Genomic DNA, 12,473 nt, shown 5'->3' with positions numbered 1-12,473 from the left:
ACGCGCTTCCCACAAGGGCTAGCGGCCGATTCAATCTGAAGACTCGTTGTCGGAACCATTTTTGCGGGGTGGCCGCGGTACCTTCTTGAAACGTATCGCGCGGTCGAATTCGATAGCCTCTTTCTTGACCTGACGCTCGGCATCGAGCTTCTGGCCGTGGGCCAGCCATTGTGCGAATTCTGTGGGCGTCTCCAGCGTAACGCTCCCCATGACGGCCGAGCGGAAGTCGTGGATCACCAGGTCCGCAGTTTTTTGCAGGTTGATCTTGCCACCGGGCAGCAGCGCGCCACGCTTGCGCCCTATCGCCTCCAGAATCTGCTCGTCGGTCTGCTGCGCCACGCCCGTGATCTTGTAGCGCGCCTCCACCTGCGGGGCGTAATGCTGGCGCAGGTAGTCCAGCAGTTCCAGCGCCACCTCTTCTTCGTCAAAGGCATTGCGGCCAATGGCACCACTGGCCGCAAGGTTGTAGCCGCTCTTGGCCACGATGATGCGCGGCCACAGCACGCCGGGCGTGTCGAACAGGTAGAAACCGTCCTGCAGCACGATGCGCTGCTCGATCTTGGTGACGCCAGCCTCATCGCCGGTCACCGCCGAGCGCTTGCCCTTCAAGGTGTTGATCAGCGTGGACTTGCCCACATTGGGTATCCCGCAGATCAGCACGCGCATGGGCTTGGTCATACTCTGCCCACGGCTGGGAGCCAGGGCGAAGCAGGCATCTATGAGTGCGCGGGCGGGTGCTGTCATGCTGGCGTCCAACCCTATCGCACGCGTGCCGGGCAGAGCATTGAAGTGGGCCAGCCACTCCAGCGTGCGGGCCGGGTCAGCCAGGTCCTGCTTGTTCAGCACCTTGAGCGCCGGCTTGCCAGCGGTCAACTGCGCCAGCATAGGGTTGGCGCTGGAGCCAGGCAGGCGTGCATCCAGCAGTTCGATGACCACATCAATCTCTTTGATGCGCTCTTCGATTGCCTTGCGCGTCAGGTGCATATGACCTGGGAACCACTGAATCGCCATACGCCTAAAACCTCTTCTTGGATGCTGATTGGGGGAACACTCGATTGTCGGACAGTTTGCGCAGACTGGGCCAAATCTCCGCCCGGGCCGACCCACGATGAGTTAGTCCCCTATGGGCAGCGCCCCGCGTAGCGGTGGATCGTGGAGGCGTACTAGGCACACGCCTCTAGGAAAACTGCCCGAATTAAGGTGCCTGCACTAGGACGACCCGACAGAATCCAACCCAGCAAAGAGGTTTCTCATCTTTTTCATTTTTTCTTCAGGAGCATTTTCATGGCCAACCAAAAACTCGCAACCGTCACCAACGAACTGATCGAATCCTATGGCAACACTGCCAAGAACGTCATCAACGCCTACCGCGTGGGCAATGAGCGCGCTGCCGTGTTCATGGACCAAAGCTTTGTGGCTGCCCTGGAAAAGGCCGGTTCGCGCCTGAGCGCCAAGACCCGCAAGAATGCGTTGTCTGCTGAGCAAAAGCTGACTGCCTACTACGTCCGTGGCGTGGAAGTGACTTCTGACAACGCTAACCTGGTCGTCAACAAGGCCGTGGAACTGGCTGGCAAGGGCGTCGTGCAAGTGTCTGCCAACGCCGGCCGTTTCGAAAAGTCTACCGGCGTCACCACGCTGAGCAGCCTGGCTACCGCCGCTGTGCCAGCCGCCCAAGCCGTGACCAAGGTCGCTGCCAAAATCGAAGCCAAATCCGGCGAACTGGCAATCAAACTGGCAGGCAAGCCCGCGCGCGCCAAGGCAGTTAGGACAGCCAAGGTTGTCAAGGCTGCGAAAGCAGCACCAGCCAAGACCGCTACGGTTGCCAAGAAGGCCGTTCGCACAGCCAAGGTTGCTGCTTAATCACAGCCACGCATCCGGCCACTGCAAAGTGGCAGGACCGCAGTAGAGAAGGGTCTGAGTGCCATGCGCTCAGACCCTTTTTTCATTCACGCCAACAGTGACTACGCCGCCTTGGCCGCGCCCAGGCGGTTGTGCGACAAATACTCCTGCAAGTAGATGTCAAACGGCATGGTGTCGGCTGCCTCGATGTTGCGCTGCGCCTCCCAGGACTCGCGTGCCAGCGTCTCAAAGCGCGCTTGGAGCTCCTCGGACATCGGCATATCCAGCATGGCTTGGCGTATGAGCAGCGATTGCGCCCGCGCAAAGGCGCCAAACGAACCGTCGAATTGTTCGGTAATCGCCTGCAACACACGGGCCGACGGCAGTGTGTCGGGGTGCTGCAAGCCGTGAACGGCGGCCTGCACCGCGGTGCTGTAGTCACCAGTGCCGTGCGCTGCATCCAGCGCCAAGGCGATGGGGCCCAGTTGCTCCACCAACTCCAGTCCCCAGTCCTTCAACGTGACGGTGCCCGAACCACGCTCTAAAAGCAGCCCCGGCTCGCGGCCGCGCTCGGCTACGTTGTGCTGGTTGTACGCCAGTGCAACAATCTCTTCGGGCGAATCGTTCGGGCTGTCGCTGCGCAGGCAGTGCAACAGGAAAACGTCCAGGAAACGCATGGTCTGGGCGTTGATGCCTACCGTCTCGAACGGGTCCAGGTCCATCAGGCGCACCTCGACATATTCCACGCCACGCTCGCGCAATGCATGCAGCGGGCGCTCGCCGGGGAAGATGACACGCTTGGGGCGTATCGTGCCGTAGAACTCGTTTTCAATCTGCAACAGGCTGGTGGCCAACTGGCGGTATTCACCGTCCGGTCCGCGCACACCGATGGCTTCATACGCCGGATAGGCCTGCGTAAGCGCCTCCTCCAACGAGCCGCCATAGCCCTGCAGGTTGTTGTAGCTGACGGCGAGCGTGGCCTGCGCATCACTCTGGTAGCCCAGGCGCCCCATGCGCAACGACGTAGCATAGGGCAAGTACATGGTGTGTGCATTGAGCGCCTGCAGCTGGTGCGGGCGCCCGGCGACAAAGGTGGAGCACACGGCAGGCGACGCGCCAAACAGGTACAACAACAAGAAGGCATGGCGGCGAAAATTTCGGATCAGGCCAAAATACTGCTCGCTGCTGACATCGGGCAATGACCAGTTGTAATGGATGCCCGAGATGGTCTGCATGCGCCGGCCGTAACGGTAGCCCAGGCCCATGCGGTACACGGTTTTGGACCGGCCCACATTAGACGTGCCGTACTGCCCCAGTGGTATGGCGTCGTCTTCGGGAAGTCGACACGGCATGCTGGACACCCACAGCATCTCGTCGCCAAGCGCGCGCATCGTTGCCTGCTGGACCTGCACCAGTTCATCCACACAATCTTGCACGCCAGCATGCACACCGGTGATCAATTCGACCTGCGATTCGCTGAAATCTGTTGTGATGTTGGCATGCGTTAGCGCCGAGCCCAGCGCCTTCGGATGGGGCGTGGTCGCCAGGCCACCATTAAGCAGCGTGCGCAGGCTTTCTTTTTCCACACCACGGCGGATGCCGTGTATGCGCGATGCGGTAAGCGACCCCAGGGCCTGTGAAATTGAATGCATGCCGATGGCCCTTAACTTTCTGTGGGGCGCAAAGTTACCACAGCCCAAAAATCGTTGCTGGCCAAGGTTAAGTTACCACCATAATCCCGCATGCAGCCCGCCGAACTCATTCTTTGGTCGGCCATGCTGGGAGGCGTGGCGACACTGGCTGCGTTCGCTCTGGCGGATGCCGTGATACGGCGCAGCATTGCATCGGCCCGCGCCTTTGTGTTCGTGGTGCTGACCGGCGCGGCATGCGTCGCGCTGACCGATCTGGCGCAAGCGCTGTTCCCCACGCTCTCATCCCAGATACTGCACCTGTTGCAAAACAGCCTAGGCCTGTTCAGCGGCGCGCTGGCATTGAGCTATCTGGGGTTGTGGATGGGGGTTGCGGCCGAAGACCGCGTCGTGCGCCACACCGTGCGCTGGGGCGCCTGGACCCAGTTTGGGGCGGGCGTGGTCATGGTCGTGCTGACGCTGCTACGCCCGCCGGAAGATTGGCCCAGCCTGCTGGCCATTGCCTTTGGTATCACTGCCCTAGCCGTGCTGCTGAGCGTAGTGATTGCCTTGCGTGCTGTTGCGCTGGGAGACCGGCTGGCTATGGGCATACTCGGTGCCAGCGCTTTGCTTGCCTGCATGATCGCCGGGCTGTATGCGCACGCGCTGCACGCCGACCTGGGCATGGGCATGTGGACACTGACCGCGGTCTGCACGGTGGGCTACTTCATGGTGGGCACCTACCTGGGATTGCGCCGTGACCGGCTGAACCGCCGCCTGGTACGCCTGGCGGGTCTCGATCAGGGGGACGACGCCGCCACCGGCCTGCCCAAGGGTTCGGTGCTGCTGTCCAAGATGGATGATGCGTTCTGGCGCAGCGCGCGCCGGCACCAGGAATGCACGGTTATCTGCCTGCATGTGCGCAACCTGTACGAACTGGCCGAAGCCGCGGGCCACAACGCCGACAAGCAGATACTGGCAGCGATGTCGGCCCGGCTGCGCCGCTCGGTGGGCTTCCGCAACGTGGTGGGGCTCTACCACCCACGCTGCTTTGTGGTCGTGATCTCCACCGACAGCAAGACGCGCCTGGTGGAGAAAACCCTGCAGCGCCTGCACTACCTGATGGGCAAGCCCTTGAACATACTGGGGCCCGATGGCGACTACCACTCTTTTGTACCCCTGTTCGGCATCGGCGCCGTATCGATACACGCCGACAAGACCGACGCCGCCGCCATCATCGACCAGGCCGAGCGCATGGCCCTGTCCGCCAGCGAACAGCCCGACATGCGGCCCACCGTAGCAGGGCCGCTCAGTTCTTAGGCAGACTTCAAACCAGCTTGGCCATCGCGCGGGCCACCTCGTGCGAGCCTTGCGCGGAGCCGTTGGGCGGCACGGTCTCGCCATTGCGGTCCAGCACGGTCTGCAGCTGGGCTGCCAAGCGCTCCGGCGCATCGCTGCCAACGCCAATCCAGTCGCCCTGTGTCATCGTGATGTGGGCGGCCTCCACACTGCCGGCGCCAGCGCACAGCGTGGTGCGCGTGGGCGCGCCTTCGGACACCAACACCAGCATGGCGGGAACCACCGCCTCGGGCTTCAACGCGGCCAGCACGGCCTCGGTCATCAGGTCTTGTGTCATGCGCGTGGCGGCCGTGGGCGCCAGCGAATTGACGCGGATGTCGGACTTGGCACCTTCAATGGACAAAGTCTGCATCAGGCCCACCACTGCCAGCTTGGCCGCGCCGTAGTTAGACTGGCCGAAATTGCCGTACAGCCCGGAACTGGACGTCGTCATCAGGATGCGGCCGTACTTCTGCTCCACCATGTGCGGCCACACGGCCTTGCAGCAGTGCACGGCACCCATCAGGTGCACGTCCATGACGAGGCGAAAATCAGCCAGCTCCATCTTGGCAAAACTCTTGTCGCGCAGGATGCCGGCGTTGTTGACCAGAATGTCGACGCGGCCCCAGGTGTCCACCGCCTGCTTCACCATGGCCTGCACGGCGTCCCAGTCTGTGACGGATGCGCCGTTGGCAATGGCCTCACCGCCCGCAGCGCGGATCTCGGCCACCACGGCCTCGGCGGCGCTCAGCGAACTGCCAGAGCCATCACGTGCGCCGCCCAGGTCATTGACCACCACCTTGGCGCCACGCGCCGCCAGTGCCAAGGCATGTTCGCGACCCAGGCCGCCGCCCGCACCCGTCACAATGGCAACACGCCCTTTGAAATCGATCGTCATAGACACACTTCCTTTTATTGGCAAACAACACAGCAAGGCAGATCTGCGGCGCAGAATCGCGATTCAGCAAACACTGTAAATCACCGCTGGCCGCCGTTGCGTCAACACCGAGACACCCTGTCATAACACCATGGAACTGAACTCCGAAGTACCCACCGCCCCACCCCGCGACGCCGCCACCGTCGTCATGCTGCGCGATGCGCCCAGTGGCCTGGAGGTGTTCCTCGTCAAACGCCACGGTTTGTCGGACGTGCTGGGCGGTGCCTACGTGTTCCCTGGCGGCAAGCTCGATGCCAACGACGCCCTGTTGGACGCCGCCGCCCACCTGGACCAGGACCCGGGCCAATTGCACGCCGCACTGGGCGAGCCGCAAACGCCGGTCAGTACGGCGACCGGGCTGTACGTAGCAGCGCTACGCGAGGCCTTTGAAGAATCCCGCGTGCTGTTCACCCCCGACATCGCCACCGCCCGCGCCGCGCTGCTGCATGACACGGCCAAGCCCTTCAACCAGTTGCTGGCCGAGCTACAGGTGCGGCTGCAGACACAGCACGTGTTGCCGTGGAGCCGCTGGATCACGCCGCGCATGCCGTCGGTTACCAACAAGCGTTTTGACACCCGTTTCTTTGTGGCGGCCGTGCCAGCGGAGCAAGAAGCTACCCACGATGCCTACGAGGCCACCGAGAGCGTGTGGCTGGCGCCGCGCACCGCGCTGCAGCAGTACTGGGATGGCCAGATCGAACTGGCGCCACCGCAGATCATGAGCCTGTCGCACCTGTCCCGCCACCACACGGTGGCCAGCGTCATGGATGCAGCGCGCAAGCAGCCGCCGCCGCTGGTGCTGCCCGAGTCATTTGACGAAAACGGCACACGCGTGCTGTGCTACCCAGGCGACCCGCGGCACTCGGTCGCGCAGCGCGCGCTGCCAGGCGTGACGCGGCTGCTGTTTCGCAACAAGCGCTTCGAACCGGTGGCGGGGTTTGAGGCCCTTTTCAGCTGAAGTCATATGACAAATGGGGCTGTAGCCCTCGTGCAACAAGCGTAAGCAGCTATCAAAACTGTATCGAATCCTAGGACTTACTCCAGCACCACCACGCGGCCACCAGCGGCGTTCAGCGCCTGGACCTTATCTGCGGACACCCCTGGCTGCACCATGATGGCAGACACCGCCCCGACGGCCGCCACCACATAGGGCGACGCTGTGCCCAGCTTTTCGGCAGATGCCAGCACGATGGTCTCGGCCGCCTGCGCGTGCAGCGCGCGTTTGACCGCCGCCTCTTCAAAGTCGCCAGTGCTCAGGCCGGCCGTCGCGTGCACACCAGTTACGCCCATGAAGTACAGGTCGGCGCTAAAGCCGGCCACCGCGGCCACCACGGCCGCACCCACGTTGACCATGGAGTGCCGGTATAGCGTGCCGCCCAGCATGATGATGTCCAGCAGCGGCTTGGTCGCCAGCTCCAGCGCTACGGTGGGGCTGTGCGTGACGAAGGTAGCGCGCAGGTCGTGGGGCAGATGCCGGGCCAACTGCAGGGCCGTCGTGCCGCCATCCAGAAACACCAGTTGCCCGGACTTGACCATGGCCGCGCCGGCCCGCCCCAGCGCCTGCTTGTCGGCCGCCCCAATATGCTCGCGCGCATCCAGCGTGGCCAGCGCTCTGGACGCCGGCAGCGCGCCGCCGTGCACGCGCTGCAGCTTGCCCTCTTGGGCCAACTCGCGCAGGTCGCGGCGGATCGTGTCCTCGGACACACCCCACTCCTGGCTCAGGCTTTTGGCGATGATTTCGCCGTCTTGCAACAGGCGGTCCTGAATCAGTTTTTTGCGTTGGGTGGTCAGCATGGCGTTTCGTTTTACTTGCATGAAATTATACTAAACTGCACGTTTTTGCACGAATCACCACCATGCCACCTACCCTGCCATCCACCACACCAGTCCATACCCCAGAAACCCCTTCCCGTGTCAAAGTTGTGGATGTCGAACTGCTGTCCGACAACTGGTATGTGCTGAAGAAAACCACGTTTGACTACCTGCGCCGCGACGGTAGCTGGCAGCGCCAGAGCCGTGAGACCTACGACCGTGGCAACGGCGCCGTGCTGCTGCTGTTCAACGCCAGCCGCAACACCGTCGTTCTGACGCGCCAATTCCGCTTTCCGACGTTTGTGAATGGCAACGCAGACGGCATGATGGTCGAGGCCTGCGCCGGCCTGCTGGACGGCGAGGACCCCGAGACCTGCATACGCCGCGAGGCAGCGGAGGAAACGGGTTTCCGGATCCGCAACCCGCGCAAGCTGTTTGAGGCCTATATGAGCCCAGGCTCCGTCACCGAGAAGCTGCACTTCTTCGCCGCGGCGTACGAGGCGGCCGACCAGCTTTCACAGGGTGGCGGACATGTGCACGAGGGGGAGGATATTGAAGTGATCGAACTGACGCTGCCAGACGCGCTGGCACAGATCGGGACCGGTACGATTCAGGACGGCAAGACCATCATGCTGTTGCAGCACGCGGCCCTGGTGGGCTGGGAAAAGCTTGCCTAGGTTTCATGCATACCGCCAGTCAATACAAAGGTGGCGTGAGCTATTTGCGCAAGATGCTGGGGTTGGTGTTACTCCCCGAGAATCTCCATTCTTCTTCAGTCATGAGCTCCATCTCAACCTCCGCACTGCCTGATCCCAAGATGCCGAGTTTGTTTGCCGCCGCGTGGCTGAGATCCAGCACACGCCCCGGATGAAACGGCCCCCTGTCATTGATACGCACAGTGACCTCCTCCCCGCTGGCCACCCGGCGCACTCGCACGTAGCTGGGAATGGGCAGGGTGCGGTGCGCAGCGGTAAAACCCCCAGCGCTGAAGCGCTCGCCACTGGCCGTGCGCCGGCCGTTAAACCTTTTACCGTACCAGGAGGCTATTCCCCGCTGCCTCCAGGGCTCACCGGCTACCAGAGGCGTTTGGGTCTGATCACCCATTAGCGCGCTCGTGTCACTGCCCGCGGGTGCGGAGGGTCGCGCCGGAGCTGGCGGCACCGCCGGGGTGGCGTAAACCAGGAGCGGCGGAACAAGGCTCGCTGGCGGCGGAACTGCGGCGGGCAAAGGTGTCGCACACCCCACCAGAACGGCCGCACCCAGCCCAATAAGCACCTTAAAGCACCGATAGATCATTTAGAAAACACTCGTTTTGGGGCTCCCATTGGTTGGACCGGATTATGACCAACCCAATGTTGGTACCGGCAGCGTAAGCTACCTGCGCACGATTTTGGACGCCTGGGTGTCCACAGGCCCAACTGCAGTCGTTCTCGTAGGACTGCTTACGGAAACAGATGAGTAAATTCAGGCCCACTCACTTTCGACAGCATCCGAGCAGAGCAGCCGTCTAAAACCGTCTACATCAGATAAAGCTTCAATGGATCAGCGGTCATGGACAAACATTTTCTACACCATCGCACCGCCCTCAAAGTGCAACGCCCCGTGGTGAAAGAGTTGCCGGGCTCCGACCCAATGGGCAAATTCTAGGACCTTAAAGTGTTAAACCGACACCCTCACAATGGTCCCAGAAAGCCTGCAGCGGCCTGGGGCGAAAGGTCTCTTCCAGTAGTTCCGAGCTTTCAATGCGGTCCAAGCGAAAGGTGCGCACCAAGTTGCGATCAAGATCCCAGGCTAGCACGTACCAGAACGGCCAAGCCAGAAGCAGCGCGTGTGGCTCGATACGACGCTGGCTGCTGCGCCCGTCCACCGCGCGATAGGCAATCGCCAGCCGCTGGTAGCGCACGAACGCGGCGTGCACCACGCGGCGAACGCGTGGGCCCTCTGGGCGCAGGGTTTGCCGCACCGCATCCGACGCGGGCGTGCACACCCGGATGCGCTGGCGCAGTTCGCGGATGCGCGCCCGGTCCGCCGGTGCAAAGGCTCTCGCCAGCTGCGCGCGCACGCCGGCTAGTTCGGCCGAAAGCGACAACCCCAGCGCCTCGCTAGCCGCCATGGCCAGCAGCAGTTCCACCGCCTGCTCCTCGCGCAACAGCAGTGAGCTCAAATGAACCGAATCGCGCGACAGGCGCACCCCTCCGCCGTGTCCACTTGTGCTCTCGAGCGACAACCCGCGCTGGCGCAGCAACTGCAGGTCGCGCGCGAGCGTCCGTTCGCTCACTCGCAGCATTTCAGCCAGTTCCGGCACTGCATGTGGCAGTCCGTCGGAAAGCAAGGCGGTGAGTGCGTCCAGCCGCTCCAGCCGATTCAGAAGCGACGGATTGCCGGCCGTAGCGCGAGGGACAAGGGTCATGGCCGCATTGTGCCCAACTTGACTGCCGTGTTATGGCAGTCAAGTGCGCAACATCTACGTCTTGTTCAACCCACAAAAGATACATCGTCATGCCGCACACCACCGAATGGGCCGAGTTCGCCCTGCACCCCCATGCCACCGAAGCTGCCCTGCTTGAAGCCTCTACAGCCATGCAACGCGAGTTCCTGGACCAACAGCCTGGCTTCATCGCCCGCCAGACTTTGAAGCTGGCTGATCGGCACTACGCCGATCTAGTGACCTGGCGCTCACTGGAAGCCGCACATGAGGCCATTGGAAAGGCCACGTCCTTTCCCGCCTGCGGGGCGTACTTCGGATTGATGCAGGCGGACGCCGCGCCACGCATCGGTCAGCCGGTGGCCGTGCACGGTACAGGCCCGACCTGGGGAGGACTCGAGTTTTCGCACTTCCGGCTGCGCGCGGGCTCTACCGCCGCAGAGTTGCCGTCCGCCGCCCGCGAGATGGTGCAGGGCCTGTACGAAGGCCAGCCAGGGTTTGTAGAACATGCCATCCTGCACAACGGCCGAGGCGAGTACGTGGATCTCGTGCTGGCCGAAAGCGCCGCCCGCGCCGAAGCCCTGTGCCAGAGTTGGCACAGCGGCAACGAGCCTGGGGGTTTTGCGAAGGCCTGCCAGCACTACCTGTCGCTAATGGAACCAGGAAGCGTGCAGATGGGCTTCTGGAGCCGCGTACAAGGTCTGTAGGGCGCTCGGACTAATTGAACGTCCAGGACCGGGCGTCGAGTATGACGCTCAGGGACAGGTCCCTCAGACACTTAGGGGCAGATGCGGTCCTTTGTGAATGACTGGTCATTGGAAGTAAACATGCATTACTTGGCGCCCCCTGACCGGCGGCTTCATTGCTTCACGTCCACACGAGAAGGAAAATGTGCGGGCAATTCACAGCACCCCATGCGCAGCGCATCGCGCAGTGGCAAAAAAACGTCTTGCCATAGCACGCCGGTAACGTGTCTAGCGTTGCGACTAGATGCAGCTCTTCGCAACTTTGCTATCGTGTAATTACTTGATTTGCCGCACTTGCAGTCCGTGTTTCATCAGCAAATCCGTCACACTGTTCTCACCTACCAAATGGCCTGCACCAACGACTACGAAAAGTTTATCGCCATGTTCTAGCGCCGTGGCAATTTTTTTTGCCATGCCGACATTTCGATCATCAAGCAAGACCTTCCAGACTTTTTTTGAGCCAGCATCTTTGTTGGCAGCATCGCGCACCAGCGTCGCTACCCTGGCCGCGTCACCAGATTTCCAAGCACTAACCACGTCAGCTATTTCACGCAGCGCCTCACCGCTACGCCATCCATCGAGCGTTTGATCAAGGATCGCATTTCCATCCTCATCACTCAAACCACCCAGAATTCGCAACTGAAGGTCGAAGCCCTCAAGTTCGACAACCTTCTTTTTATCGATTTTTGCACGCTCAATGAAATGCAGATCAACCGCCATTTTGGGATCGTAACCCTGCCGCGTGTACGCCTGCATCATCAACTTCATCGACAGGAACGCGGGCTTGAGCGACTGGAAAGTTTCAGCTGCGGGTCCCGTCGCCGACCGAAGCTTTTGCCATGTAGCTGCGGTCACATGATTCTCCAGTTTGTCTGGTGGGGAATACATGCTCAATGGCGGCAACTTCATCACTGCGGCGTTGTCAGAAACGTCCCACTCCACGGACAGCACATCGGTCTGGCGATAAGCCACCTCGACAGTCTCAGATAGAGGATAGAAATCTGCTTTTCCCACGTGAAGGGAACCGAACAAATAAACGGTATTCGTCGCCGATTTGACTTCGTACAAGATACCCTTGGCAGCCGTCTTCTCTGGAGTTTGCGCGATAGCCGGGACGCTACTCGCTAGTGCGACGCTTAGAAACAAGGCGGGAGATATGGTCAGAAAAAAAGTCCATGGCGATTTCATGATAACTATTCAAAATAGGTGAGCCACCGGTTTTCAAGGCACTCAAAGCCTGCTTCGGGGCGCCAATTTCGCACTAGTCTACGCCCACTTTGGGTCGAACCCAGAAAAGGTAACCGCCTCCACGGGGGAGCAGATAGCCCCGTGCAGTGGGCGAACGTGGAGGCTAATCCAGGCTCCCCGGCCCCACGCTCAGCACGCTCAAGTCCAGCGGGCGCACTGCGCCCATCCACATCGCGCGGTCGGTATGGTCCAGCACCTCGTTGTCGCTGATGGGGTGCACAAACACCACCAGGCCGCCGCGGTGCATGGACAACCATGGCACCAGTTCGGCAAACACGGCAGGCGAGAAGGCGAGCTGGCAGCTCCAATCCGGGTGCGGGCCTATCGGCCGCTCGTGTACACGACCCATGGCCACGCGAAAACGCTGCTCCGCGGCCTCACACAGTGCGCGGGCTTGCGCCACGGTGTCTTGCGCGAAGTAGATGTGGGCGTGGTAGCCGCGGATGGTGGGGGTGGACGCTTCTGCAAGTGGATTCATGGTCGGCAATTCCTGGTGGCAA

The 12,473-nt window shown here is 61.7% G+C and carries 13 protein-coding genes; 5 read left to right on the top strand and 8 right to left on the bottom strand.

Annotated elements, in window-relative coordinates; translation table 11 throughout:
• Nucleotides 1–30: 30 nt before the first annotated feature.
• Nucleotides 31–1,011, bottom strand: coding sequence for a ribosome biogenesis GTPase YlqF (gene ylqF / locus AC097P_RS09585; RefSeq protein WP_479610165.1), 981 nt, complete (start codon nt 1,009–1,011; stop codon nt 31–33).
• Between the two features lie 273 nt (nt 1,012–1,284).
• On the opposite strand from ylqF, the gene AC097P_RS09580 reads away from it, so the two are divergent.
• On the top strand, nt 1,285–1,860 hold the full coding sequence (locus AC097P_RS09580) for a hypothetical protein (RefSeq protein ID WP_479610164.1): 576 nt from the start codon (nt 1,285–1,287) through the stop codon (nt 1,858–1,860).
• A gap of 101 nt (nt 1,861–1,961) precedes the next feature.
• Here the strand turns inward: AC097P_RS09580 and gshA are convergent, their stop codons facing one another.
• Complete coding sequence (gene gshA / locus AC097P_RS09575) at nt 1,962–3,491, bottom strand: glutamate--cysteine ligase (RefSeq protein WP_479610163.1); 1,530 nt, start codon at nt 3,489–3,491, stop codon at nt 1,962–1,964.
• Between the two features lie 90 nt (nt 3,492–3,581).
• On the opposite strand from gshA, the gene AC097P_RS09570 reads away from it, so the two are divergent.
• The gene (locus AC097P_RS09570; RefSeq protein ID WP_479610162.1) at nt 3,582–4,787 is read left to right on the top strand and encodes a diguanylate cyclase domain-containing protein; all 1,206 of its coding nucleotides are present in this window, start codon (nt 3,582–3,584) and stop codon (nt 4,785–4,787) included.
• A 7-nt stretch (nt 4,788–4,794) separates the two neighbouring features.
• On the opposite strand, the gene AC097P_RS09565 is transcribed toward AC097P_RS09570, so the two are convergent.
• The gene (locus AC097P_RS09565) at nt 4,795–5,703 is read right to left on the bottom strand and encodes an SDR family NAD(P)-dependent oxidoreductase (RefSeq protein ID WP_479610161.1); all 909 of its coding nucleotides are present in this window, start codon (nt 5,701–5,703) and stop codon (nt 4,795–4,797) included.
• A gap of 130 nt (nt 5,704–5,833) precedes the next feature.
• Between AC097P_RS09565 and AC097P_RS09560 the strand changes: the two genes are divergently transcribed.
• A complete protein-coding gene (locus tag AC097P_RS09560; RefSeq protein ID WP_479610160.1) occupies nt 5,834–6,700 on the top strand; it encodes an NUDIX hydrolase in 867 nt (288 codons plus the stop codon).
• A 77-nt stretch (nt 6,701–6,777) separates the two neighbouring features.
• Here AC097P_RS09560 and AC097P_RS09555 read toward each other — a convergent pair whose 3' ends face one another.
• A complete protein-coding gene (locus AC097P_RS09555) occupies nt 6,778–7,536 on the bottom strand; it encodes a DeoR/GlpR family DNA-binding transcription regulator (RefSeq protein WP_479610432.1) in 759 nt (252 codons plus the stop codon).
• Between the two features lie 62 nt (nt 7,537–7,598).
• Between AC097P_RS09555 and AC097P_RS09550 the strand changes: the two genes are divergently transcribed.
• Nucleotides 7,599–8,231 (top strand): NUDIX domain-containing protein, encoded by a 633-nt coding sequence (locus AC097P_RS09550; RefSeq protein ID WP_479610159.1) that lies wholly within the window; start codon nt 7,599–7,601, stop codon nt 8,229–8,231.
• A gap of 40 nt (nt 8,232–8,271) precedes the next feature.
• Here AC097P_RS09550 and AC097P_RS09545 read toward each other — a convergent pair whose 3' ends face one another.
• A complete protein-coding gene (locus AC097P_RS09545; RefSeq protein ID WP_479610158.1) occupies nt 8,272–8,658 on the bottom strand; it encodes a septal ring lytic transglycosylase RlpA family protein in 387 nt (128 codons plus the stop codon).
• Nucleotides 8,659–9,205: 547 nt separating this feature from the next.
• Nucleotides 9,206–9,964: a helix-turn-helix transcriptional regulator gene (locus tag AC097P_RS09540; RefSeq protein WP_479610157.1), complete on the bottom strand. Its 759-nt coding sequence runs from the start codon at nt 9,962–9,964 to the stop codon at nt 9,206–9,208.
• An 89-nt stretch (nt 9,965–10,053) separates the two neighbouring features.
• Between AC097P_RS09540 and AC097P_RS09535 the strand changes: the two genes are divergently transcribed.
• The gene (locus tag AC097P_RS09535) at nt 10,054–10,686 is read left to right on the top strand and encodes a hypothetical protein (RefSeq protein ID WP_479610156.1); all 633 of its coding nucleotides are present in this window, start codon (nt 10,054–10,056) and stop codon (nt 10,684–10,686) included.
• A gap of 315 nt (nt 10,687–11,001) precedes the next feature.
• Here the strand turns inward: AC097P_RS09535 and AC097P_RS09530 are convergent, their stop codons facing one another.
• Together AC097P_RS09530 and AC097P_RS09525 are read right to left on the bottom strand one after the other, a co-directional pair.
• Nucleotides 11,002–11,913, bottom strand: a complete 912-nt coding sequence (locus tag AC097P_RS09530) for a TraB/GumN family protein (RefSeq protein ID WP_479610155.1) — start codon at nt 11,911–11,913, stop codon at nt 11,002–11,004.
• Between the two features lie 163 nt (nt 11,914–12,076).
• The gene (locus AC097P_RS09525; RefSeq protein WP_479610154.1) at nt 12,077–12,451 is read right to left on the bottom strand and encodes a DOPA 4,5-dioxygenase family protein; all 375 of its coding nucleotides are present in this window, start codon (nt 12,449–12,451) and stop codon (nt 12,077–12,079) included.
• Nucleotides 12,452–12,473 lie beyond the last annotated feature (22 nt).

The organism is Rhodoferax sp. ZS1R8 (assembly GCF_056521325.1).
This window is presented reverse-complemented; position numbering and strand designations above follow the sequence as displayed.

What these genes read in the sequence shown, in the direction of transcription:
- ylqF (WP_479610165.1), bottom strand. Translation starts at nt 1,011, where the DNA reads ATGGCGATTCAGTGGTTCCCAGGTCATATGCACCTGACGCGCAAGGCA.
- AC097P_RS09580 (WP_479610164.1), top strand. Translation starts at nt 1,285, where the DNA reads ATGGCCAACCAAAAACTCGCAACCGTCACCAACGAACTGATCGAATCC.
- gshA (WP_479610163.1), bottom strand. Translation starts at nt 3,491, where the DNA reads ATGCATTCAATTTCACAGGCCCTGGGGTCGCTTACCGCATCGCGCATA.
- AC097P_RS09570 (WP_479610162.1), top strand. Translation starts at nt 3,582, where the DNA reads ATGCAGCCCGCCGAACTCATTCTTTGGTCGGCCATGCTGGGAGGCGTG.
- AC097P_RS09565 (WP_479610161.1), bottom strand. Translation starts at nt 5,703, where the DNA reads ATGACGATCGATTTCAAAGGGCGTGTTGCCATTGTGACGGGTGCGGGC.
- AC097P_RS09560 (WP_479610160.1), top strand. Translation starts at nt 5,834, where the DNA reads ATGGAACTGAACTCCGAAGTACCCACCGCCCCACCCCGCGACGCCGCC.
- AC097P_RS09555 (WP_479610432.1), bottom strand. Translation starts at nt 7,536, where the DNA reads ATGCTGACCACCCAACGCAAAAAACTGATTCAGGACCGCCTGTTGCAA.
- AC097P_RS09550 (WP_479610159.1), top strand. Translation starts at nt 7,599, where the DNA reads ATGCCACCTACCCTGCCATCCACCACACCAGTCCATACCCCAGAAACC.
- AC097P_RS09545 (WP_479610158.1), bottom strand. Translation starts at nt 8,658, where the DNA reads ATGGGTGATCAGACCCAAACGCCTCTGGTAGCCGGTGAGCCCTGGAGG.
- AC097P_RS09540 (WP_479610157.1), bottom strand. Translation starts at nt 9,964, where the DNA reads ATGACCCTTGTCCCTCGCGCTACGGCCGGCAATCCGTCGCTTCTGAAT.
- AC097P_RS09535 (WP_479610156.1), top strand. Translation starts at nt 10,054, where the DNA reads ATGCCGCACACCACCGAATGGGCCGAGTTCGCCCTGCACCCCCATGCC.
- AC097P_RS09530 (WP_479610155.1), bottom strand. Translation starts at nt 11,913, where the DNA reads ATGAAATCGCCATGGACTTTTTTTCTGACCATATCTCCCGCCTTGTTT.
- AC097P_RS09525 (WP_479610154.1), bottom strand. Translation starts at nt 12,451, where the DNA reads ATGAATCCACTTGCAGAAGCGTCCACCCCCACCATCCGCGGCTACCAC.